This is a genomic window from Janthinobacterium woesei (assembly GCF_051380875.1).
In the GTDB taxonomy this organism is placed as follows: domain Bacteria; phylum Pseudomonadota; class Gammaproteobacteria; order Burkholderiales; family Burkholderiaceae_D; genus Janthinobacterium.
The window spans coordinates 100,469-122,329 of sequence record NZ_JBNYXW010000004.1; the positions used below are offsets into that span (position 1 = coordinate 100,469).

The 21,861-nt window shown below is 60.9% G+C and carries 19 protein-coding genes; 15 read left to right on the forward strand and 4 right to left on the reverse strand.

Going from position 1 to position 21,861, the window contains the following annotated elements; translation table 11 throughout:
- Positions 1 to 362 precede the first annotated feature (362 nt).
- The 3 genes from proV to proX are packed head-to-tail and all read left to right on the forward strand — an operon-like array spanning position 363 to position 3,786.
- Positions 363 to 1,598, forward strand: coding sequence for a glycine betaine/L-proline ABC transporter ATP-binding protein ProV (gene proV / locus ACQ4W6_RS05300; protein ID WP_436566139.1), 1,236 nt, complete (start codon positions 363 to 365; stop codon positions 1,596 to 1,598).
- Complete coding sequence (gene proW / locus ACQ4W6_RS05305) at positions 1,595 to 2,710, forward strand: glycine betaine/L-proline ABC transporter permease ProW (protein ID WP_436566140.1); 1,116 nt, start codon at positions 1,595 to 1,597, stop codon at positions 2,708 to 2,710. The genes proV and proW overlap by 4 nt, the downstream gene beginning before the upstream one ends.
- Before the next feature lie 23 nt (positions 2,711 to 2,733).
- A complete protein-coding gene (gene proX, locus ACQ4W6_RS05310; protein WP_436566141.1) occupies positions 2,734 to 3,786 on the forward strand; it encodes a glycine betaine/L-proline ABC transporter substrate-binding protein ProX in 1,053 nt (350 codons plus the stop codon).
- A gap of 186 nt (positions 3,787 to 3,972) precedes the next feature.
- Here proX and ACQ4W6_RS05315 read toward each other — a convergent pair whose 3' ends face one another.
- Together ACQ4W6_RS05315 and ACQ4W6_RS05320 are read right to left on the reverse strand one after the other, a co-directional pair.
- The gene (locus ACQ4W6_RS05315; protein WP_436566142.1) at positions 3,973 to 4,227 is read right to left on the reverse strand and encodes an acyl-CoA-binding protein; all 255 of its coding nucleotides are present in this window, start codon (positions 4,225 to 4,227) and stop codon (positions 3,973 to 3,975) included.
- Positions 4,228 to 4,439: 212 nt separating this feature from the next.
- A complete protein-coding gene (locus ACQ4W6_RS05320; RefSeq protein ID WP_436566143.1) occupies positions 4,440 to 4,796 on the reverse strand; it encodes an FKBP-type peptidyl-prolyl cis-trans isomerase in 357 nt (118 codons plus the stop codon).
- A gap of 214 nt (positions 4,797 to 5,010) precedes the next feature.
- Between ACQ4W6_RS05320 and ACQ4W6_RS05325 the strand changes: the two genes are divergently transcribed.
- From ACQ4W6_RS05325 to ACQ4W6_RS05350, 6 genes are all read left to right on the forward strand, one after another.
- Positions 5,011 to 5,982, forward strand: coding sequence for a YVTN family beta-propeller repeat protein (locus ACQ4W6_RS05325; RefSeq protein WP_436566144.1), 972 nt, complete (start codon positions 5,011 to 5,013; stop codon positions 5,980 to 5,982).
- Positions 5,983 to 5,999: 17 nt separating this feature from the next.
- Positions 6,000 to 6,809, forward strand: a complete 810-nt coding sequence (locus ACQ4W6_RS05330) for a polysaccharide deacetylase family protein (RefSeq protein ID WP_436566311.1) — start codon at positions 6,000 to 6,002, stop codon at positions 6,807 to 6,809.
- Positions 6,806 to 7,834, forward strand: coding sequence for a sterol desaturase family protein (locus ACQ4W6_RS05335; protein WP_436566145.1), 1,029 nt, complete (start codon positions 6,806 to 6,808; stop codon positions 7,832 to 7,834). Before ACQ4W6_RS05330 ends, ACQ4W6_RS05335 begins: the two co-directional genes overlap by 4 nt.
- A complete protein-coding gene (locus tag ACQ4W6_RS05340) occupies positions 7,834 to 8,661 on the forward strand; it encodes an EI24 domain-containing protein (RefSeq protein WP_436566146.1) in 828 nt (275 codons plus the stop codon). Before ACQ4W6_RS05335 ends, ACQ4W6_RS05340 begins: the two co-directional genes overlap by 1 nt.
- Positions 8,662 to 8,693: 32 nt before the next feature.
- A complete protein-coding gene (locus tag ACQ4W6_RS05345; RefSeq protein WP_436566147.1) occupies positions 8,694 to 9,479 on the forward strand; it encodes a competence/damage-inducible protein A in 786 nt (261 codons plus the stop codon).
- A gap of 399 nt (positions 9,480 to 9,878) precedes the next feature.
- Positions 9,879 to 12,995 (forward strand): transglycosylase domain-containing protein, encoded by a 3,117-nt coding sequence (locus ACQ4W6_RS05350; RefSeq protein ID WP_436566148.1) that lies wholly within the window; start codon positions 9,879 to 9,881, stop codon positions 12,993 to 12,995.
- Positions 12,996 to 13,043: 48 nt separating this feature from the next.
- Here ACQ4W6_RS05350 and ACQ4W6_RS05355 read toward each other — a convergent pair whose 3' ends face one another.
- The gene (locus tag ACQ4W6_RS05355) at positions 13,044 to 13,658 is read right to left on the reverse strand and encodes a glutathione S-transferase family protein (protein WP_436566149.1); all 615 of its coding nucleotides are present in this window, start codon (positions 13,656 to 13,658) and stop codon (positions 13,044 to 13,046) included.
- Between the two features lie 130 nt (positions 13,659 to 13,788).
- Between ACQ4W6_RS05355 and ACQ4W6_RS05360 the strand changes: the two genes are divergently transcribed.
- Positions 13,789 to 15,141, forward strand: a complete 1,353-nt coding sequence (locus ACQ4W6_RS05360; RefSeq protein ID WP_436566150.1) for a TAXI family TRAP transporter solute-binding subunit — start codon at positions 13,789 to 13,791, stop codon at positions 15,139 to 15,141.
- A 35-nt stretch (positions 15,142 to 15,176) separates the two neighbouring features.
- Here the strand turns inward: ACQ4W6_RS05360 and ACQ4W6_RS05365 are convergent, their stop codons facing one another.
- Complete coding sequence (locus tag ACQ4W6_RS05365) at positions 15,177 to 15,638, reverse strand: rhodanese-like domain-containing protein (protein ID WP_436566151.1); 462 nt, start codon at positions 15,636 to 15,638, stop codon at positions 15,177 to 15,179.
- Positions 15,639 to 16,023: 385 nt separating this feature from the next.
- On the opposite strand from ACQ4W6_RS05365, the gene glnA reads away from it, so the two are divergent.
- The 5 genes from glnA (at position 16,024) to corA (ending at position 21,856) form a co-directional block, all read left to right on the forward strand.
- Positions 16,024 to 17,439, forward strand: a complete 1,416-nt coding sequence (gene glnA, locus ACQ4W6_RS05370) for a type I glutamate--ammonia ligase (RefSeq protein ID WP_436566152.1) — start codon at positions 16,024 to 16,026, stop codon at positions 17,437 to 17,439.
- Positions 17,440 to 17,595: 156 nt separating this feature from the next.
- Positions 17,596 to 18,102, forward strand: coding sequence for a DUF4124 domain-containing protein (locus ACQ4W6_RS05375; protein WP_436566153.1), 507 nt, complete (start codon positions 17,596 to 17,598; stop codon positions 18,100 to 18,102).
- A gap of 4 nt (positions 18,103 to 18,106) precedes the next feature.
- Complete coding sequence (gene glnL / locus ACQ4W6_RS05380) at positions 18,107 to 19,195, forward strand: nitrogen regulation protein NR(II) (RefSeq protein WP_436566154.1); 1,089 nt, start codon at positions 18,107 to 18,109, stop codon at positions 19,193 to 19,195.
- 48 nt (positions 19,196 to 19,243) lie between these two features.
- Positions 19,244 to 20,734 carry a nitrogen regulation protein NR(I) gene (gene ntrC / locus ACQ4W6_RS05385; protein ID WP_436566155.1) on the forward strand — a complete coding sequence of 497 codons (1,491 nt, stop codon included), beginning with the start codon at positions 19,244 to 19,246 and terminating at the stop codon, positions 20,732 to 20,734.
- Positions 20,735 to 20,890: 156 nt separating this feature from the next.
- Positions 20,891 to 21,856, forward strand: a complete 966-nt coding sequence (gene corA / locus ACQ4W6_RS05390; RefSeq protein WP_436566156.1) for a magnesium/cobalt transporter CorA — start codon at positions 20,891 to 20,893, stop codon at positions 21,854 to 21,856.
- Positions 21,857 to 21,861: the final 5 nt, after the last annotated feature.

The following is a 21,861-nucleotide window of genomic DNA, read 5'->3' on the forward strand; positions in this document are numbered from 1 at the left end:
TTTCACCTTCTGCTTCGCAGTACTCCCACTCGCTGAGTGGTGAATAATTCTTTGGGTTTTACACCCGCATCCAGTTAAAAGTACGTTGATCGTTTTTTCGGTCAAATACATTTGGTGCCATGTATTTGCATGGCGCTAGCGTTGTTAAAAGTCCTGAACCACAGCCTCTTTTAGCACGCACCCGGCACCCCGGCATCGGCTTTTGCCATCCGCTGGTCACACGCGTGTCACCCCCTTTTTCTGTCGCTCCCGTGCGCTTTGCGCCGTGGCATAGCCGACGGAACGGGGTTTGCTGATTCCCGCCGCAAGCTAGCAGCTTGCTGGGTTTCATTCCATTCGTCCAATCGAGGGAGAACCACATCGTGGCAAAACAAATCATTATCGACCATGTGTTCAAAGTGTTCGGCGACCAGCCAGAAGAAGCGCTTGAACTCGTCCGCCAAGGTGCCAGCAAGCAAGACATTCTGGCCAAGACCGACTGCACCATCGGCGTCTTCGACGCCACCTTTACCATTGAAGCGGGCGAGATCTTCGTCATCATGGGCCTGTCCGGTTCGGGCAAGTCGACCCTGGTGCGCATGCTGAACCGCCTGATCGAGCCGACCGCCGGGCGCATCCTGATCGACGGCAACGATATCAATACCTTGCCGGACGCCAAGTTGCGCGCCCTGCGCCGCAAGGACATCAGCATGGTGTTCCAGTCGTTCGCGCTGCTGCCGCAAATTACCGTGCTCGACAACACAGCATTCGGCATGGAACTGGCCGGCATGCCAAAAGCCGAGCGCCATGCGCTGGCCCAGCAAGCTTTGGCGCAAGTGGGCCTGGATGGCTACGGCGCCAGCTATCCTGACGAATTGTCGGGCGGCATGCAGCAGCGCGTGGGCCTGGCCCGTGCGCTGGCCTGCGATCCATCGATTTTGCTGATGGATGAAGCGTTTTCCGCGCTCGACCCGATTATCCGCACGGAAATGCAATCGGAACTGCTGCGTTTGCAGCAGATCAAGCGCCGCACCATCGTCTTCATTTCGCATGACCTCGACGAAGCCATGCGCATCGGCGACCGTGTTGCCATCATGAAAGACGGCCACGTGGTGCAAGTGGGCACGCCGGAGGAAATCCTGCGCAAGCCTGCCAATGATTATGTGCGCAACTTCGTGCGCGGCGTCGATGCGGCGGCCGTCTTCAAGGCCAGCGATATTGCCCGCAAGAGCCAGATCGTGGTGTCGGAGTCGCCTAGCCGCGGTTCGCGCGCCGCGCTGTCGATGCTCGAAGAGCAGGATCGGGCCTATGCGTATGTCGTCAATCCGCAGCGCAAGTTCCTCGGCGTCGTCTCGGCCGATTCGCTGCGCAGCGCTCTCGACGGCCATGTCGGCCCGCTGGGCCTGGCGCATGCCTATCTGCCCGAGGTGCAGACCATCAATGCAGATGAGCCCGTGGCTGGTCTGTTCGGCCAGGTGGCGCAAACGCCTTACGCCGTCCCGGTGGTGGCTAATGACGGCAGCTTCCGCGGCGCCATCAGCAAGACCACCTTGCTGAAGTTCCTCGACCGCGATACGCCAGCCATTGCCGAGCCACAACAACAGAAAGGACAAGCATGAATCCAAGTACCGTTTCCACAGTAGAACCTGTTGTTGAACAGGCCGCCCAGATCAATCCGTGGGCGCTGACGCCACCGACCGACGCCAGCACCGCCTGGCTCGATGCTGCTGCGCTTGCCGTGCAGCCGGAACACGCGTCCGGTTTTCATATGACGCAGCTTTTCGACGGCTCGCTGCCGCTGGAAAGCTGGATCAACCAGGGCCTGGGCTGGGTCGTCACGCATTTCCGTCCCTTCTTCCAGGCCGTGCGCGCACCGATCGACAGCGTGTTATCCGGCGTGGAAGGCGTGCTGATGGCGGCCCCGTCGCTGACGGTGATCGCCATCATCGGCTTGCTGGCATGGCAATTTACCAGCCGCACCCTGGCCATCGGCACCGTGCTGGCGCTGCTGCTCGTGTCTATGCTGGGCATCTGGCCGGAAGCCATGATCACCCTGTCGCTGGTATTGACGTCGCTGGCTTTCTGTCTGGCCATTGGCTTGCCGTTAGGCATTTTCCTGGCCAGCAGCGACCGCGCACAAAACATCCTGCGCCCCTTGCTCGACGCCATGCAGACCACGCCCGCCTTCGTCTACCTGGTGCCGGTGGTGATGCTGTTTGGTATCGGTAATGCGCCGGGCGTGATCGTGACGATCATCTTTGCCCTTCCACCGCTGGTACGCTTGACCAACCTGGGTATCCGCCAGGTGCGTCCGGACCTGATCGAAGCGGCCCGCGCGTATGGCGCCTCGCCATGGCAGTTGCTGACCCGCGTACAGTTTCCGCTGGCCATGCCTTCCATCATGGCAGGCATCAACCAGTCGCTGATGCTGTCGCTGTCGATGGTGGTGATTGCATCGATGATCGCCGTCGGTGGCCTGGGCCAGATGGTACTGCGCGGCATTGGCCGCCTGGACATGGGCCTGGCAACGGTGGGCGGCCTGGGCATCGTGCTGCTGGCCATCACCCTGGATCGCCTGACGCAAGCCATGGGCCAGCCGCGCCGCGGCGTGCGCCACTGGTATCAGACGGGGCCGGCTGGTTTCGTGCTGCGCATGGTGCGCGGCAATGCTGAGAAAAATCAAGCCCGTGGCAATGCCGAACAGCAAGCCACGCTGGCCAACGCACAATAATAACGATAAGAGAAAGGATTTACATGCATCAAACTGAGCATTTTAAAGCGACGCAAAAATCGCAACGCAAGTTCCAGTGGTTCTCGGTCCTGGCGCTTGCCGCCCTGGCGCTGACCACCAGCCTGGCCATGGCGCAAACGCCGGCCGCCGACGCGCTGCCCGGCAAGGGCATCAAGGTGCAGGCGCTGCAAAGCTCGATCGCCGAAGAAACCTTCCAGACCATGCTGGTCGACAAGGCCCTGGAAAAGCTGGGCTACGAGGTGCAGCCGATCAAGGAAGTGGAGTATCCGACCGCGCATATCGCCGTCGCGAACGGCGACGCCACCTTCATGGCCGTGCACTGGGACCCCATGCACAAGGATTTTTATAACAATGCGGGCGGCGACGCCAAGCTGCTGCGCACGGGCCAGTATGCCGGTCCGGCCGCGCAGGGTTATCTGATCGATAAGGCTACGGCGGAAAAGTACAACATCACGCATATCGACCAGTTGCGCGACCCGACCCTGGCCAAGCTGTTCGACCACGATGGCGATGGCAAGGCCGACTTGACCGGTTGCAACCCCGGCTGGGGCTGCGAAGCGCTGATCGAGAACCACATGGATGCGTATAAACTGCGCGACACGGTGACCCACGTGCAGGGCAGCTATGCGGCGCTGATCGCCGACACCCTGGGCCGCTACAAGCGCGGCGAACCGATCCTGTACTTCACCTGGACGCCGTACTGGGTCAGCGGTGTGCTGGTGCCAGGCAAGGATGTAGTGTGGCTGAAAGTGCCGTTCTCGGCCAATCCGGACAAGGTCAATACCCGATTGGACGATGGCAGCGATTATGGCTTTGCCGTCAACACGGCGCGCATCGTGGCCAATAAAGCGTGGGCGGAACAAAACCCGGCCGCAGCCAGGCTGTTTGAAGTGATGCAATTGCCGGTGGCCGACATCAATGCGCAGAACGAGCGCATGCGCAGCGGTGAAAGCACCCAGGCCGATATCGCCCGCCATACGGCCGGCTGGATCAAGTACCATCAGCAGACCTTTGACGGCTGGATCGCGCAAGCGCTGGCGGCAGCGAAGAAATAAGTCTTTATCGCTGTTTCAGCATAAAAAAGTGGCTACCAATTCGGTAGCCACTTTTTCGTTAACCAGCTGTTTTCGTGGTTTTCGGTGAGTTTCCAGGCCTTTTTTGCCTGTTTAAGCACTAAAACGGCGTATCGTGCGTTATCGCACCTTTTCCGCGCACTTACTCCTGCGACTTAATCCTTCGACTTAATCCTTCAAGTCTTCGATCAGGTCGATGTATTGCTGCTGCGCCTCTTCTTTCGAGGTGCCGGCCAGGGCCGCCCAGGCGTCAAACTTGGCGCGGTTGACGAAATCGGTCATGCCAGGACGCTCGCCCGTGGCGTCGCCGCTCGCGGCTTGCTTGAACAAGGCGTAGATTTTCAACAGGGTCATATTGTCCGGACGCTCGGACAGGGTCTTGGAATCGAGCTGCGCTTGTTCGAATTGCTCTTGTATACTCATGATGGCTCCTGTGTGCTGGGGGAATCGCTGTGGTGGGAAATGCGGCAGGCCTGGCGGAGTGGCCACCGTGCATGCTGCAGTACCTGACATCATAGTGAAAAAAGCGCGCCATGCATTAGAGGGCATACTCAAAAGATGCTTAAAAAAAGCGCCGCCGCTCAGCGTGAGGGGCGGCGCCTGGCGCGGTCATTCGAACGCTGCCTTGTCGGTTCTTATACGCCCAGCAGTTCGACGTCGAAGATCAGGGTGGCGTTCGGTGGAATCGCACCGCCGGCGCCGCGTGAGCCATAGCCCAGTGCTGCCGGGATGATCAGCTGGCGCTTGCCGCCCACTTTCATGCCTTGCACGCCTTCGTCCCAACCCTGGATGACGCGACCGGCGCCCAGTGGGAATTCGAATGGATCGTTGCGGTCCTTGCTGGAGTCAAATTTCGAACCGGCGCTGCCGTCGTCGTTTTGCAGCCAGCCCGTGTAATGCACGACAACATTGTTGCCGGCTTGCGCTTCAGCGCCTTCGCCAACAACCGTGTCGATGTATTGCAGGCCAGAAGCGGTGGTAGTGGTGGTCATGATAATCCTTGTGTAGGCGATGAAAGCTTCAGATTGTAGAGCAACGGGTTCCAAAGCGCCATTCCAGGCAAAGCGCCATGCCGGGCCCGGCAGCACGAAAAACCGGAAATTACCGTCCAATGTGGCCATTGGTCTCATTTAACAGGCATTTAGTTCAGAAAATACAGTGTTTCCACGTAAAATACATGTTTTGTATTTAACAGTGATTTCCGCCATGTTCCGCAGTCTACGCCGCCTTCTTGTTTCCTCGCTGTGCCTGGTTTCCGCAATGTCCACGGCGCAAGCCGAAGTGGTGGTGGTGCTCAATTCCCGTGATGCCACTGTGCAACTGCTGGACCAGAAAACCTATGCGCCGGTGTTCACCTTTGCCGTCGGCAAGGAACCCCATCATTTGATGGAGACGCCGGACGGCAAATCGCTGATCGTCGCCAGCTCGGTGGGCAATGAATTGATTTTTCTTGATCCTGTGACGGGCCAGATCCAGCGCCGCATCAGCAATATCCTCGACCCCTACCAGATCGGCTTCTCGCCCGACCAGAAGTGGTTCATTTCCAATTCGCTGCGCCTGGACCGCATCGACCTGTACCGCTACGATGGCAAGAACCTGACCCTGGCCAAGCGTATCGCGCTGCCAAAATTGCCCAGCCACATGGCGTTTACGGCCGACAGCAGCATGGCCTTCATTACCCAGCAGGGCAGCAACCAGGTCAGCGCCATCGACCTGGCCACGCAGACGGTGAAGTGGACCATGCCCGTCGGCCCCGCGCCGGCCGGCATCAGCATGACGCCCGATGGCAAGCACTTGCTGGTCGGCATCATGGGCAGCGATTACGTGGAAGTGATCGACTGGCGCACGCAGAAAACCGTCAAGCGCATCAAGGCTGGTGCGGGCACGCATAACTTCCGCGCGCTGGGCGACAACCGCATGACGTTTGTCTCGAACCGCGTCTCGAATACCATCAACATCATCGACCAGACGACCCTGGAAAACGTGGGCACCATCAATGTGCCAGGCGGCCCGGACTGCATGGAAATCACGCCCGATGGCAAGACCATGTGGGTGACCCTGCGCTGGATCAAGAAGGTGGCCGTGATCGACCTGAGCACGCGCAAGGTGATCAAGATGATACCCGTGGGCCGCTCGCCCCATGGCGTGTATTTCGCCTCGCACTCGCCGCGCATGTGATGAAGGGCCACTTGACCATGCGCCGCCTGACTCTCCGTGGCGGCATGCCCGCCATGCTGCTGTGCGCGGCTGCACAGCTGTTGCCTGCGCACGCGGCCGCGCCGGCCGTGCCTGCCGCCTGCAAGGGCACCATCTACATGACGTTTGACACGGGCAGCCAGTCGCAAGCCGCACTGATTGCCGACGTGCTCAACAAGCGCCATATCAAGGCCACGTTTTTCCTGGCCAACGAAAAGACCACGCGCGGCGACTATTCGCTCGATCCATCCTGGGCGCCATACTGGAAGGCCCGCGTCACCGAAGGCCATGCGTTCGGCACGCATACGTTTGACCACGTGTACTGGAAAAAGGATCTGGCCAACGGCTTGATCCAGGTCAAACCCCAGTTTGGCAAGGATGGCGGCAAGCTGGCCTCCTTCACGGACAAGCAGTTCTGTGAAGAGTTGCGCCGGGTCGACACGCGCTTCGAGGAATTGACCGGGCACAAGCTCGACCCGTTCTGGCGCGCGCCGGGCGGCTACACCTCGCCGCGCACCTTGGCCGCCGGCAGCGCCTGCGGCTACGAGCATGCGGGCTGGGCGCCGGGCGGCTACTCGGGCGATGAGCTGCCCAGCGACAAGTATCCGAATGCCATGCTGCTGAGGAAAGCCCTGGCGAACTTGCGCAGCGGCGATATTTTCATTTCGCACATGGGCATCTGGTCGCGCAAGGATCCCTGGGCGCCCGCCAACCTCGATGCCTTGATAGTCGGCTTGCAAGACAAGGGGTTTTGTTTTGCCACCCTGCGCGAGCATCCTGCCTACGCGGGCAAGAAGGGCCAGCCATGATGGACGCCGCCATCACCCCCGTCATCGACGCCATCGTCGATACCTTTGGCGAAGCGCAAGGCTGGCTGTTCCAGACGCTCGTCAATCCTCTCGTGTACCACCTGGGCTTCGGTGAATTCACCGAAGAGGCGTTCGAAGGCACGGAGTGGCTGCTGATCGGCCTGTGCGAGCTGGTGCTGCTGTTCCTCGTGCTGCGTCCGCTCGAAGCCGTGCTTCCCGCGCAAAAGATGAGCGACCCGCGCGCCCGCTGGAACGATTTTTTGTATACGGTGCTGCACCGCATCGGCCTGTTCCCGCTGCTGATCTTCTTCACGCTCGATCCGCTGATGGATGGTCTGGCTGGCGCGTTGCGTTTCGATAATATTCATCCATTGAACCTGGAGTCGCTGTTGCCCGGCATCAGTGCGCTCCTGAGTTTTATCATTTACTTTGTGATATTGGACTTGGTTGACTATTGCTATCACCGCGCTTCGCACCATGTTGGCTGGTGGTGGGGCTTGCACAGCCTGCATCACAGCCAGCAAAACATGAACTTGTGGAGCGACGACCGCAACCACCTGCTCGACGATTTCCTGCGCGATGTGGTCATGGCCCTGGTGGCGCTGGGCATCGGCGTGCCGCCCGGACAATATGTGCTGCTGGTATCGATTTCGCGCATTTTGCAAAGCTTGCAGCATGCGAATGTGAGAATACACTTCGGCCGCATCGGCGAGCGGCTGCTGGTGTCGCCCCGTTTCCACCGCACGCACCATGCCATCGGCGTGGGGCATGAGTCAAAAGGCAAGGGCAGCATGGGCGGTTGCAACTTCGGCGTGGTGCTGCCAATTTGGGATATGCTGCTGGGCACCGCGAATTTTTCGACGGAGTTTGCCCGCACGGGCGTGCGCGACCAGCTGGCCCGCATCGACAGCCAGGGCGTCGGCCGGCCGGGGCGCAACTATGGACGCGGCTTCTGGCAACAGCAATGGCTGGGCCTGCGCCGCATGGTGGAATTTGCAAGAATAAAACGAAAAGGACGCCGTTGATGCGTAATGTGTTGAACGCGTATGGCCGCGCCTTGCTGTCGCAATTGCATGGCAAGATGCTATTGCTGAGTGTGCTGCCGTTCTTGTTGTCCGTTGTCCTGTGGGGCGGCTTGCTGTATGTCGGCCTGCAGCCGCTGATCGACAGCCTGCATGCCATCTTCACGCAATACGACTTTTTCCGCACCAGCGGCCAGGTGCTGGCCACTTTCGGCCTGGGCGTGCTGAAAGCCGTCATCGTGCCATTGATCGCCATGTTCATGCTGTTGCCGCTGATGATACTGACGGCGCTGATCTTCATGGGCCTGTTTGCCATGCCGGCCATCGGCCGCCACATCGGCGGGCGGCACTTTGCGCAACTGGAAAAGAAACATGGCGGCAGCCTGTTGGGCAGCGTCGGCACCTCGCTGGCCACCTTTTTGCTGTTTATCGTGGCCTGGGTGGTCATGTTGCCCCTGTACGCGTTTCCGCCGGCTGCGCTGGCGGGGCAAGCCGTGCTGTGGGGCTGGCTGACGTACCGGGTCATGGCATATGACGCGATGGCCGACTACGCCAGCGTGGAAGAGCGCAAGGCCATCATGGGCGAACAGCGCTGGCCCCTGCTGGCCATCGGCATGGTCTCCGGCGCGGCCGGCGCCGTGCCGGGCTTGCTGTGGATGGGGGGCGTGATGTCGGTCGTCTTCTTCCCCTTCCTGGCGGCGTTCGCCATCTGGCTGTATGTGCTGATCTTTATCTTTACGGGCCTGTGGTTCCAGTATTACTGCCTGGAAGCGCTGGCGCGTTTGCGCGGTGTGCGCGGCATGACGGACGTGGCGCCGGCTGACGCCTGAGCTACATTCAACGAATCGAACGGGGAAGTATTATGGCTATCGGATTGATCATCATCGGCGACGAAATCCTGTCGGGCAAGCGCACGGACCAGCATTTCCCCAAAGTGGTGCAAATGCTCAAGCAGCGCGGCTTGCAGCTGAGCTGGGCGCAATATGTGGGCGACGAGCCTGCGCGCCTGGTGGCCTTGCTCAAACGCAGCTTTGCCAGCGGCGATATCGTCTTCAGCTTTGGCGGCATCGGCGCCACGCCGGACGACCATACGCGCCAGGCGGCGGCCGATGCGCTGGGGTTGCCGCTGGTGCTGCATCCGCAGGGCAAGCAAAATATCCAGCAGCGCATCACAGAAATGGGTGAAGAAGCCGGTGTGCCGGCGGACTTGAACTCGCCGGAAAACCTGCACCGCCTGAACATGGCGCAATTCGTGCAGGGCGCCGAGCTGATACCGAATCCGTACAACAAGATTGCCGGCTTTGCCGTGCGCGAGCATTACTTTGTGCCCGGTTTCCCCGTCATGTCCTGGCCCATGATCGAATGGGTGCTCGACACGCATTATGCGCACCTGTTCAACCAGGTGCCGCATGCGGAACATGCCTTGCTCGTGTATGAAACGGCGGAGTCCCTGCTGACGCCGCTGATGGTGCGCCTGGAGGCAGAGTTTCCGCTGATTAAGGTTTTCAGCCTGCCCAGCGTGGGCGATGCGCACACGCGCCAGCATATCGAACTGGGCGTCAAGGGCGAACCGGCGCAGGCGGCGGCTGCCTTTGCCGCGATGCGCGCCGAGCTCGACGCCATGCAGGCCGAATACACCACCATCTGATATGGTGCCAGCCCGGCGCCAGCGGCTTTCATGCTGGCGTCCGGTCCGCTTCGCTCCCATGTTTGCAAGCGGACAGTCCAAGACGTTGTTTTTTTGCGAAAATCTTCAATGAAGCAAGATTTTTGTGCGCGCTCGTCCGTCGTTCTTATGCCGATGTGGTGGAATGGTGAACAGGGGTCTGGCGTGCAAAACGCGGGGCCGCCTGCCTGTGCAGTAGAGCATATTTTTGATTCACCGGTCTGGACATCATGTTAAGCAAGCTTCGTTGTTACCGGCCCCGGCTGGCCTTGCCCCTGGCCATGGTCTCACCTTGCGCCGAATGCAGCCATTGCCGCACCAGCGTGTGGTGTCGCTACCGCATTTCCGCGCTGTCCAAACCCAACCTTACCCCAGCATCCCATGAATGACACAGGCGTCAACTTGGCCGCGCAAGAGCGGCCCGAAGCAGATCCAGTCCCGCCGGCGCCGCCGCCGGTGAGTCCGCCAAAGAAGCGCCGTTCGCGCATCTGGCCCATCTTTGCCATCATCGTGCTGGCGCTGATCGCCGGCGTGGCCTGGTTCGTCATGCGCGAAGTGCGCACCTCGGCCCTGCAGGCGGAATTTTTTACGCGCCTGGACCGCCAACTGACGTTCAAGGTCGAAGCCGGTCCGGCGCCGGCTAGCGCCATCCGCTACCCGCAGCATGGCCCGTATGACGAGCGCCTGGGTTACGCCAGCCTGCCGGACTTCATCACCAAGCTCAACGCACGCGACTACGCCGTCACGGCGCAGGCGCGCATGTCGCCGAAGATGGTGCAACTGGTCGACCGGGGCATCTTTGCCACCTATCACGAGAAAAGCCGCGCCGGCCTGACGATCCTCGATTGCCGCGCTGCGCCCCTGTTTGCCGCCAGCTATCCGGAACGCATGTTCGACGGTTTCGCCGCAGCGCCGCCAGCGCTGGTGCAAAGCCTGCTGTTCATCGAAAACCGCGAATTGCTCGATCCGGCCACGCCCGAGCGCAATCCGGCCGTGGAATGGGACCGCCTGAGCAAGGCCATCCTCGACAAGGCGTTGAACCTGTTTGGCGGCCACCGCGGCGGCGGCGGCAGCACCCTGGCCACGCAAATTGAAAAATACCGCCATTCGGAAGATGGCCGCACCAGTTCCATGCAGGACAAGCTGCTGCAAATGCTGTCGGCCAGCTTGCGCGCTTACCAGGATGGCGAAAACACCATGGAAGCGCGGCGCAAGACCGTCGTCAATTACTTGAATACCGTGCCGCTGTCGGCGAAAAGCGGTTTTGGCGAAGTCAACGGCATCGGCGATGGCATGTGGGTCTGGTATGGCCGTCCATTCGCCGAAGTGAAAACTTTGCTGAACGGCAATATGGACCAGCCGGGCAGCGCGCTGGCTTACAAGCAGGCGCTGAGCCTCCTGATCGCGCAGCGCCGTCCCTCGCATTACCTGGTGGCGGGCGGCGCCGACCTGGAAGAATTGACGAACAGCCATCTGCGCCTGCTGGCGCAGGCGGGCGTGATCTCGCCGCAGCTGCGCGATGCCGCCATCGCCGTAGCGCTGCGCCCGTCGACGGCCTCGGGCGTGCAGTCGGAAGCCTCGACGTCATTCGTCACGCGCAAGGCCTCGAATGCCGTGCGCAACCATCTGGCCAGCATGCTGGGCGATCCGCGCCTGTACAACCTCGACCGCCTGGACCTGAAAGTGGTCAGCACGCTCGATGCGCAGGCACAAAATGCCGTCACCAAGGTCTTGCGCGAGCTGCGCGATCCGGCCGTGGCGAAAGCGGCCGGCCTGACGGGCAAGGGCATGCTGGGCAATGGCGACCCTGCCAACGTGGTGTACAGCTTTACCTTGCTGCAAAAGGGCGAGCAGGCCAACTTGCTGCGCGTGCAGACGGATAATTACGACCAGCCGCTCGACATCAACGAAGGCGCCAAGCTGGACCTCGGTTCCACGGCCAAGCTGCGCACCCTGGTGACCTACCTGGACATCATCGACCAGTTGCAGCAGCGCTATAGCGGCATGAACGCGGCCGAGCTGGGCAAGATTGCCGTCGATCCGAAGGACATGCTGTCGCAATGGGCAATTGCCTATCTGAAACCATTGCCACTCGGCGAGGCGCGCAATCTGCCCGCCATGCTGGCCGCCGCCATGGAGCGCAAGTATTCGGGCAATCCGGGCGAAGGTTTCTTCACGGGCGGCGGCTTGCATCATTTCGGTAACTTCTCCAAGCTCGACGACAGCCGCATCATGACGCTGCAGCAGGCGCTGCGCCAGTCGACCAACCTGGTATTCGTGCGCCTGATGCGCGACGTGGCCCGCTACTACATGTTTTCGCGTCCCGATTCCTCGGCCTCCTTGCTGGCGGACGCCGATGATCCGCGCCGCGCGCAGTACCTGAGCCGTTTTGCCGACAAGGAAGGGCGCGAATTCCTGCACCGTTTCTATCAGAAGTACCGTGGCAAGAGCGTCGACGAGCAGGAAAAGATTCTGTTGGCGAGTATCCGCCCGACCCCCGTGCGCCTGGCGAACATTTTCCGTACCATCAATCCCAAGGGCACTGTTGCGGAATTCGGCGATTTCCTCAACGCCAACTTGACGTCGCAAAACGAAGTGCCGCCCGAGCGCGTGGCCAAGATGTACCAGCAGTACGCGATGGAAAACTGGTCGCTGGCCGACCGGGGCTATTTGGCCAATGTGCATCCGCTGGAACTGTGGATGGTGGCGTATTTGCGCCAGCACGAAGGTTCCACCCTGTCGCAGATGGTGGCAGCGAGCGAGAAGGAGCGCCAGGAAGTCTACAAATGGCTGTTCAATACGCACCGCAAGCATGCGCAGGACCGGCGCATCGCCAACTTGCTGGAAGTGGAAGGTTTCCTGGAAATCCACCGCCAGTGGAAGAAGATGGGTTACCCGTTCGATTCCCTGGTGCCGTCGTATGCCACCACCCTGGGGGCTTCGGCCGACCGGCCCGCCGCGCTGGCCGAGTTGATGGGCATCATCATCAACGATGGCGTGCGCAAGCCCAGCGTGCGCATCGATTCCATGCATTTTGCGGCCAATACGCCGTACGACACCATGGTCAAGCGGGGCGCCAAGGTTGAGGCAGAACAAGTCCTGTCGCCGGACGTGGCCAAGGCGGTCGCCAAGGCGATTCGCGAAGTGGTGTCGGACGGCACGGCCAAGCGGGCGAAGACGGCCTTTGTCGGCGCCGATGGCGTGCCCATTCCGATGGGCGGCAAGACGGGCACGGGCGACCAGCGCTTCGATGTGTATGGTGCCGGTGGCCGCCTGATCGAATCGCGCTATGTGAACCGCTCGGCCACCTTCGTGTTCAATATTGGCGAACGCTTCTATGGCAGCATGACGGCGTATGTGCGGGGGCCGGAATCGAAGAACTACGATTTCACCAGCGCCTTGCCGGTGCAATTGCTGGTCTCGCTGGCGCCCAGCCTGATGCCGCTGATCGAGCCGCCGGCGCCAGCCGATGGCGTGGCCAGGCAGTGCACGAATTAATCTGCGGTTTTAGCAAAACGCCGGCTTGCACGCCGGCGTTTTTTCTTGTTAGCCAGCAAACACGGCCGTCTTGTCCGCCAGGCGCGCATGGTAGCTGGCAATGGCGCGATATTCGGGGCGCGACAAGGCAGGCAAGGGCGCCATCAGCCAGCGCTTGACGGACAGGCCCAGCACGATATCGGCCACGGTGAATGCTTCGCCGCACACGAAGGCGCCCGTGCGCTGCAGTTGCAGCTCCAGCACGCCCATCATCTTGTTCCACCCAGCAATACCGGCCGCCAGCTGCGCCGCATCCTGGTGCGCGGGGCTGTGGCGCACCAGCGACATGAAGGCGTAGCGCCAGCTATTGTTCAAGTCGCCCATTTGCCAGTCCATCCATTTTTCCACTTCCGCGCGGGCGCGTGGATTGTTCGGCAGCAAGTCCTCGCGCCCCGCCTGGGCGCACAGGTAGCGGCAAATCGTGTTCGATTCCCACAGTACCAGGTCGCCATCGACCAGCACGGGCACCATGGCGTTCGGGTTCAAGGCCAGGAAGGCGGGGTCGTCCGTGGCGCGAAAGCCGCTGCCCCAGTCTTCGCGTTCATACGGCAAGTCCAGTTCATCGCAGGCCCACAAGACTTTGCGGACATTGATCGAGGCGGCTTTTCCAAGAATTTTCAGCATGCATGGCTCCAGGGGCGGGTGGTTTAAGCTGCACTGTAGCCGAATTGTCCACGCCGCGCCGGCGAAAGTGCCTTGCATAGTTGGGCTTTTCTTGGCATCGTAGCCACCCATGAAACCTATGCGCCACCACATGTCCAAAATCCTCGCGTTCAGCCGCTTTTCCGTGCGCGATTTCCTCGCCACGGCCGGCCCCACCCTGCTGCTGGTCGGCGCCTTTTGTGCGCTGGCGTACTGGCTGGTCGATCCGGCGCCGCCGCGCCAGGTGCGGCTGTCAACGGGGCAGGACAATAGCGCCTACGAAGAATTCGGCAAGAAGTACGCGGCCACGCTGGCCAAGCATGGCGTCAAGGTGGCCTTGCAGCCATCGCTGGGCTCGCAGGAAAACCTGCAGCGCCTGAATGGGGGTACGACCGATATTGCTTTCGTGCAAAGTGGCTCGACCGAACACGCGGACGCCGAACGGCATGGCTTGATTTCCCTGGGCAGCTTGTTTACGGAACCCGTCTGGCTCTTCATGCGCGAAGACAAGATGGTGACGGAATTGACGCAATTGAAGGGCATGAAGATCAACCTGGGGCCGGAAGGCACGGGCGTGCCCAGCCTGTTCCGGCAGTTGCTGTCCGTCAATGGCGTGGAAGCGAATGAACTGACGGTGAGCGATTTGCAAAACACGCCCGCCACGGTGGAACTGCTGGAAGGGCGCATCGATGGCCTGGTGTTCAGCTCGGCGCCGGAAGCGCCGCTGATCCAGATGCTGCTGCAAACGCCGGGCATCAAATTGTTTGATTTTTCGCAAGCCGAGGCTTATACGCGGCGCCTGCCTTTCCTCACGCATGTAGTCTTGCCGCGCGGTATCGTCGACCTGGGGCGCAACATCCCGGCGCAGGATTATCAGCTGATCGCGCCGACGGCCACCCTGGTGGCGCGCGAAGACTTGCATCCGGCCCTGATCGACCTGTTCGTGCAGGCTGCGGCCAGCATCCACGGCGGCACGGGCTGGTTCCAGCAGCAGGGGCAGTTTCCGTCCGCGCGCTACACGGAAATTCCCGTGGCGCCGGAAGCGCTGAAATTCTACAAGGATGGCGCGCCCGTGCTGCAGCGCTACATGAGTTTCTGGCTGGCCAATTTCTTTGACCGCATGTGGGTGCTGGTGGTGGCGCTGGGCGCGCTGATCCTGCCGCTGTCGCGCGTGGTGCCGCCCTTGTACGTGTGGCGCATCCGTTCGCGCGTGTACCGCTGGTACGGCCAGCTGCGCACCGTCGAGCAGGCGCTGGAAGACGTGCCGCAAGAGCAGCGCGCGCAAGTGTATGCGGAGCAATTGAAGCGCCTGGACCAGATCGAGGAAATGGTCAACCAGATCTCGATCCCCCTGTCGTTTGCGGACGGCCTGTATGGCTTGCGCAGCCACATCAATTTCGTGCGCAAGCGCATCTTGACCCTGATGGGCGAACACCCTGCGGCGCAGATGGGCGCGCAGGCCTGAGCGGCCAGGCTAGCCGTGTGGCGCGGTGCGGCCCCTCAGGCGCCCAGCCACGGCAAGCCCGCCTTGCACCAGCCGCCTACCTGCTTGCGGTGGCCGTCGGCATCCTTGTCGCCTTCGAAGCCTTCGAGGATGTCGAAGCAATGCGCGTAGCCGTGCTCGGTGGCCAGCTTGGCCGCATGGCGTGAACGCACGCCGGAGCGGCACAGGAACAGCAGCACCTGGTCCTTGCTTGCCAGGCTGTCCAGCTGCTGCATGAAATCAGGATTGGGCGCGCCGCCCGGATAAGTGGCCCACTGCACCGCACCATGCTGGGTATCGGCGAGGTCGGCCCGGCCGACCCAGTCGCGCTCGGCATTGGTGCGTACGTCGATCAGCTTGACTGCGCCATCAAGCTGCAGCAGTGCATACGCTTCCTGTGGCGTCACGGCGCCGGCATATGGCGTTCCCTCATTGGCGCGGCTGCGGGCGGTGTTCAGGATATCGGTGGCGGTGCTCATGGCGTCCTCGCGGAAAGTGGAAAGGTGTGGACGATTATAGTGCGCTGCTGGCGTCCTGCAAGCGCGAATGCAGGGCAGATTATGCATGCACCATAACAAGGCATTTTCTGGAAATTTCCCTTAAATGCACGATAATAGTGCGTTATTTGTTTTTTGCACTTGTATAGTGCATTCTTGATTGGGTGCAAACCGTGCGCGCAAATCGCGGGCACGAAAACTTTCACTGGGATGGACAGGCTTTTCCCCTTGCCACTGGGAGCCTTCTAAAGCTGGCATGGAATCTGCTATGATCCCTATGAGTTTTGGTGGCACGCAATGTTTGCTTCGCTTCATCAGCCCAGACGCACTAAGGTCGGCTCACCCCACATTCATTTAGGAGATACGCATGGCAATGACAGCCGCAGAAGTCTTGAAGATGGTAGAAGAGAACGAAGTCAAATTCGTTGATTTCCGCTTTGCCGATACCCGTGGTAAAGAGCAGCACGTGACGGTTCCCGTGTCGCACTTCGACATGGACAAATTTGAATCGGGCCATGCCTTTGATGGCTCCTCGATCGCTGGTTGGAAAGGTATTGAAGCCTCCGACATGATTTTGCTGCCGGATCCAAACACGGCCAATATCGACCCGTTCATGGAAGAAACGACCCTGTTCATGCAGTGCGACGTGATCGAACCGTCGGACGGCAAGGGCTACGACCGCGACCCGCGCTCGATCGCGAAACGCGCAGAAGCCTACCTGAAATCGTCGGGCATGGGCGACACCGCCTACTTCGGCCCAGAGCCAGAATTCTTCATCTTCGACAGCGTGCGCTGGAAGATCGACATGTCGGGCTGCTTCGTCAAGATCGGTTCGGACGAAGGTGCATGGTCGACCGGCAAGGACATCGAAGGCGGCAACAGCGGCCATCGTCCTACCGTCAAGGGCGGCTACTTCCCAGTGCCACCAGTGGACAGCTTCCAGGACATGCGTTCGGAAATGTGCCTGATTCTGGAATCGCTGGGCATCCCGGTTGAGGTACATCATCACGAAGTCGCTGGCGCAGGCCAGAATGAAATCGGCACCCGCTTCTCGACCCTGGTCGAGCGCGCCGACTGGACGCAAAACCTGAAATACGTGGTGTGGAACGTGGCGCACAGCTATGGCAAGACCGCTACCTTCATGCCAAAACCTATCGTTGGCGACAACGGTTCGGGCATGCACGTGCATCAATCCGTATGGAAAGATGGCAAAAACCTGTTCGCTGGCGACGGCTATGCCGGTTTGTCCGATTTCGCCCTGTACTACATCGGCGGCATCATCAAGCACGCCAAGGCACTGAACGCGATCACCAACCCGGGCACCAACTCGTACAAGCGTCTGGTACCAGGCTACGAAGCGCCAGTGAAACTGGCGTACTCGGCGAAAAACCGTTCCGCCTCGATCCGTATTCCGCACGTTGCCAATCCAAAAGGCCGCCGCGTGGAAGCGCGTTTCCCGGATCCACTGGCCAACCCGTACCTGTGCTTTGCTGCACTGCTGATGGCTGGCCTGGACGGCGTTGCCAACAAGATCCATCCGGGCGAAGCTGCCTCGAAAGATCTGTACCATCTGCCTCCAGAGGAAGATGCACTGATCCCTACCGTGTGCGCTTCGCTGGAAGAAGCACTCGACGCGCTGGACAAGGACCGCGAGTTCCTGACCCGTGGCGGCGTGTTCAGCGATTCGATGATCGATGCCTACCTGGAACTGAAAATGCAGGACGTACAGCGCATGCGCATGACCACGCATCCTGCCGAGTTCGACATGTACTACTCGCTGTAATGGCGCCATGCCGGCAACTTGCCGGTAGTAAATAAAAAACGCGGGTGAGGCGATGGTCTTGCCCGCGTTTTTTTATGCTGTACGCCAATGCGGCGCCAGTGCGCTGTTGTATAGTCGGCGCAGGATCGTTGCGGCAAGAGCCGGCAGGAGTTGAGATTGACCAAGCATTACAGAATGGCGCTGATGGCAGGATTGCTGGGCGCGGCAGCGCAGGCGCACGGGCAGCTGTATGTCTGCGCCGATGCACAGGGACACAAGACGTACACGGACAAGCGCGCCGGCAGCCATTGCCAGCTGCTCGACTTGCCCGGCGCCATGACGGAACCACCGCGCAAGACGGCGCCGCTGGCCGGTGCGCCCTTGCGTCCCGCCATGCAGGCGGCCACGGCGGCGCCTGCCGCAGGCGCGTTTCCCCGGGTCGATGGCGCCGAGCAGCGCGCGCGCGACCTGGACCGGCGCCAGATTTTGCAGGATGAATTACGCAGCGAAGAGCTGAAGCTGGCGGCGCAGCGCCTGGAATTGAATGCAGGCCAGCCTGAACGCCAGGGCAACGAACGCAACTACGCCAAGTACCAGGAACGCGTGGTGCAGTTGAAAGACAATATTAGCCGGACGCAGCAGAACGTCGAGGCCCTGAAACGCGAAATCGCGAATATTCGGTAATCATATGACCCCAGATAACCATTCCAGCCGTCCCGCCCACCTGGCCGGCCTTGATTTGCTGGCCTCGGCCGTGATCTTGCTCGACGGTGACGGGCGCATCAGCTATGCCAACGCGGCGGCGGAAAACCTGCTGGAAAGCTCGTTGAAAGCCTTGTCGCGGCAAAAGCTGACGGCCTTGTTCCTCAATCCCGAGGAATTGGCCGGCATCTGCGCGCAGGCGCTTGAACATAAATTTTCAGACTTGCGCCAGGACCTGAGCCTGGAACGGCCGGGGCGCGATCCGCTGCGCGTGCATAGCATCATCAGCGCCCTAGACGCGCCGCCCGACAGCGTGCTGATCGAGCTGCGCGAAAACGTGCAGCAATTAAAGCTCGACCGCGAGGAACGCATACTCGACCAGAGCCAGGTCAACAAGGAGCTGATCCGCAACCTGGCGCATGAAATCAAGAATCCGCTGGGCGGCATCCGTGGCGCGGCGCAGCTGCTGGAGCTGGAATTGCCGGCGCTGCACCTGAGCGAGCTGCGCGAATACACGCAAGTCATCATCAAGGAAGCGGACCGCCTGCAAACGCTGGTCGACCGCCTGCTGGCGCCGCACCGCCGGCCGCACATCGTCGGCGACGTGAATATCCACGAAGTGTGCGAACGCGTGCGCAGCCTGATCCTGGCCGAGTTTCCCAGCGGACTGACCATTTCGCGCGATTACGACGCCTCGATTCCTGAGTTTCGCGGCGACAAGGAGCAATTGATACAGACCGTCCTGAATATCGCGCACAACGCGGCGCAAGCCCTGGCCGAGCGCATCGAGGCGGGCGACGCCGAGCTGATTTTCAAGACGCGCGTGGCGCGCCAGGTGACTCTGGCCAAGGTGCGTTACAACCTGGCATTAGACTTGCATATCATTGACAATGGACCGGGCATCGCACCGCAGATCCGCGACCGAATTTTCTACCCGCTGGTGTCGGGCAGGGAAGGCGGCAGTGGTTTGGGGCTGACCTTGGCGCAAACCTTCGTGCAACAGCACCTGGGCGTGATCGAGTGCGAAAGCCGGCCTGGATACACCGATTTCAGGATCGTTTTACCCTTGCCATAAGCGAGGGAGTATCCCACCCATGAAATCCATTGCGGGACGCACACACAAATGAAGCCAATCTGGATAGTTGACGACGACGAATCAATCCGCTGGGTGCTGGAAAAAGCCCTGGCGCGGGAAAATCTCGCCACCAAGAGTTTTGCCAATGCGCGCGACGCCATCGCTGCGCTGGAGTTTGACACACCGCAAGTACTCGTGTCGGACATCCGCATGCCGGGCGCGTCCGGCCTGGAATTGTTGCAGACGGTTAAGTCACGCTTTCCCGGCTTGCCTGTCATCATCATCACGGCCTTTTCCGACCTCGATTCGGCCGTCGCGGCCTTCCAGGGCGGCGCCTTTGAATACCTGGCCAAGCCCTTCGATATCGACAAGGCCGTCGAGCTGATCCGCCGTGCGCTCGAAGAGAGCCTGCGCGAGACCAGCGTCGAGTCGGGCCCGTCCGAAACGCCGGAAATTCTCGGCCAGGCGCCGGCCATGCAGGAAGTCTTCCGCGCCATCGGCCGCCTGTCGCAATCGAACGTGACGGTGCTGATCACAGGCGAATCCGGTTCCGGCAAGGAACTGGTGGCGCGCGCGCTGCACAAGCACAGTCCGCGCGCGGCGCAGCCTTTCATCGCCTTGAATACGGCGGCCATTCCCAAGGATTTGCTCGAATCAGAATTGTTCGGCCACGAACGCGGTGCCTTTACGGGCGCGCAAACGACGCGCCGGGGCCGCTTCGAGCAAGCCGAGAACGGCACCCTGTTCCTCGATGAGATCGGCGACATGCCGTTCGACCTGCAGACGCGCTTGCTGCGCGTGTTGTCCGACGGCCATTTTTACCGGGTCGGCGGACACCAGCCCATCAAGGCGAACGTGCGCGTCATTACCGCCACGCACCAGAACCTGGAACAGCGCGTGCGCGACGGCCTGTTCCGTGAAGACTTGTATCACCGCTTGAACGTGATCCGCTTGCGCCTGCCCAGTTTACGGGAGCGGCGCGAGGATATCCCCATTCTGGTGCGCCACTTCCTGGTGCAAAGCGCGCGCCAGCTGGGCGTGGAAGCGAAACGCATGAGCGAGCCGACCATGCAGTTTCTCAGCAGCCTCGATTTGCCGGGCAATGTGCGCCAGCTGGAAAACCTGTGCAACTGGATCACCGTCATGGCGCCGGGCCAGACGGTGGAAATCAAGGATTTGCCGCTGGAATTGACGCAAGGGCAGGGCGATGGCGGGGCCATGGCCGTGCCCGATGTAGCGGCGCCGGTGGCCGTAGCCCATGCGCATGGCGGCCAGGTGTTCGAGGCGGCTGCGCCCGTCAATGGCGCGCCGCCGGGCTGGATCGGCTTGCTGGAACTGCAGGCGGCCGGCATGCTGGGTGCGGGGCAGCAGGAAGTCATGGCCGTGCTGGGGCGGCAATTCGAATCGGCCCTGATCAAGACGGCGCTCAAGCATACGCATGGACGCAAGAATGACGCGGCCGTGCGCCTGGGCATCGGCCGCAACACCATCACCCGCAAGATTTCCGAACTGGGCATCGACGGCGCCAAGGACGATTGATGCACTGCCGGACGGGGAGCCCGGACGGGGGCCTCTCCGTCCATTTCCCTCGCTGGCGTCTGTTGCACGCCACAATGCACAATGTAGGCGACCGATCAGGTAAGCTGGCGCTTGCCGGACTGTTTCGTCCGGTCTTAACTTTCATTGTGGAACTGTATGTTGATTAATTGCGTGGCCTACCAGGATGGTAAAAAACTGGCCGACTTGCCGGTCGAGGATATCAGCGATTACGTCGAGCGTCCCGATTGCTTCGTCTGGGTGGCCTTGCTCGACGCCACGCCTGCCGAGCTCAAGCAAATGCAGCACGAGTTTAGCCTGCACGAGCTGGCTGTCGAGGATGCACAGCGGGGACACCAGCGACCGAAGATCGAAGAATATGGCGACTCCCTGTTTGCCGTGGTGAAAACCGTGGAAATGGTCGAGAACGAACTGGTACTGGGCGAAGTCGATATCTTTGTCGGCGCCAATTACGTGCTCTCTTCGCGCAGCAACAGCTCGCAAGGCTTCCTGGGCGTGCGCGCGCGCGCCGAGCGCGAACCGCATCTGCTGCGCCAGGGCTCGGCCTTCGTGCTGTATGCATTGATGGACGCCGTCGTCGACCGTTATTTCCCCGTTCTCGACGCGCTGGAATCGGAGCTGGAACTGATCGAGGACCGCATCTTCGACCGCGGCACCGAGCGCGACAACATCGAACGCCTGTACCAGCTCAAGCGCAAGGTCATGGTCTTGCGCCATGTGGTGGCGCCCCTGATGGAAGCGGTGGGCAAGCTGCATGGCGGCCGGGTGCCGCCGCTGTGCCACGATACCCAGGAGTATTTCCGCGATGTCCACGATCACCTGGCCCGCATCAATGGCACGCTCGATACCATCCGCGATACGATCAGCACCGCCATCCAGGTCAACCTGTCGATGGTGGCCATCGATGAGAGCGAAGTGAACAAGCAGTTGGCGGCCTGGGCGGCAATCTTCGCCGTCTTCACGGCGTTTGCCGGCGTGTGGGGCATGAACTTCAAGTTCATGCCGGAACTGGACTGGCAATACGGCTATCCCGTTGCCGTGGGACTGATGAGTTGCGTCTGCGGTTATATGTATTACTTGTTCAAACGTTCTGGCTGGCTGTAAAATTT

What these genes read in the sequence shown, in the direction of transcription:
- glnA (WP_436566152.1), top strand. Translation starts at nt 16,024, where the DNA reads ATGGCAATGACAGCCGCAGAAGTCTTGAAGATGGTAGAAGAGAACGAA.
- ACQ4W6_RS05365 (WP_436566151.1), bottom strand. Translation starts at nt 15,638, where the DNA reads ATGAGCACCGCCACCGATATCCTGAACACCGCCCGCAGCCGCGCCAAT.
- ACQ4W6_RS05325 (WP_436566144.1), top strand. Translation starts at nt 5,011, where the DNA reads ATGTTCCGCAGTCTACGCCGCCTTCTTGTTTCCTCGCTGTGCCTGGTT.
- ACQ4W6_RS05320 (WP_436566143.1), bottom strand. Translation starts at nt 4,796, where the DNA reads ATGACCACCACTACCACCGCTTCTGGCCTGCAATACATCGACACGGTT.
- corA (WP_436566156.1), top strand. Translation starts at nt 20,891, where the DNA reads ATGTTGATTAATTGCGTGGCCTACCAGGATGGTAAAAAACTGGCCGAC.
- ACQ4W6_RS05335 (WP_436566145.1), top strand. Translation starts at nt 6,806, where the DNA reads ATGATGGACGCCGCCATCACCCCCGTCATCGACGCCATCGTCGATACC.
- ACQ4W6_RS05340 (WP_436566146.1), top strand. Translation starts at nt 7,834, where the DNA reads ATGCGTAATGTGTTGAACGCGTATGGCCGCGCCTTGCTGTCGCAATTG.
- proW (WP_436566140.1), top strand. Translation starts at nt 1,595, where the DNA reads ATGAATCCAAGTACCGTTTCCACAGTAGAACCTGTTGTTGAACAGGCC.
- ACQ4W6_RS05330 (WP_436566311.1), top strand. Translation starts at nt 6,000, where the DNA reads ATGCGCCGCCTGACTCTCCGTGGCGGCATGCCCGCCATGCTGCTGTGC.
- ACQ4W6_RS05355 (WP_436566149.1), bottom strand. Translation starts at nt 13,658, where the DNA reads ATGCTGAAAATTCTTGGAAAAGCCGCCTCGATCAATGTCCGCAAAGTC.
- ACQ4W6_RS05350 (WP_436566148.1), top strand. Translation starts at nt 9,879, where the DNA reads ATGAATGACACAGGCGTCAACTTGGCCGCGCAAGAGCGGCCCGAAGCA.
- ntrC (WP_436566155.1), top strand. Translation starts at nt 19,244, where the DNA reads ATGAAGCCAATCTGGATAGTTGACGACGACGAATCAATCCGCTGGGTG.
- proX (WP_436566141.1), top strand. Translation starts at nt 2,734, where the DNA reads ATGCATCAAACTGAGCATTTTAAAGCGACGCAAAAATCGCAACGCAAG.
- ACQ4W6_RS05345 (WP_436566147.1), top strand. Translation starts at nt 8,694, where the DNA reads ATGGCTATCGGATTGATCATCATCGGCGACGAAATCCTGTCGGGCAAG.
- ACQ4W6_RS05315 (WP_436566142.1), bottom strand. Translation starts at nt 4,227, where the DNA reads ATGAGTATACAAGAGCAATTCGAACAAGCGCAGCTCGATTCCAAGACC.
- glnL (WP_436566154.1), top strand. Translation starts at nt 18,107, where the DNA reads ATGACCCCAGATAACCATTCCAGCCGTCCCGCCCACCTGGCCGGCCTT.
- ACQ4W6_RS05360 (WP_436566150.1), top strand. Translation starts at nt 13,789, where the DNA reads ATGTCCAAAATCCTCGCGTTCAGCCGCTTTTCCGTGCGCGATTTCCTC.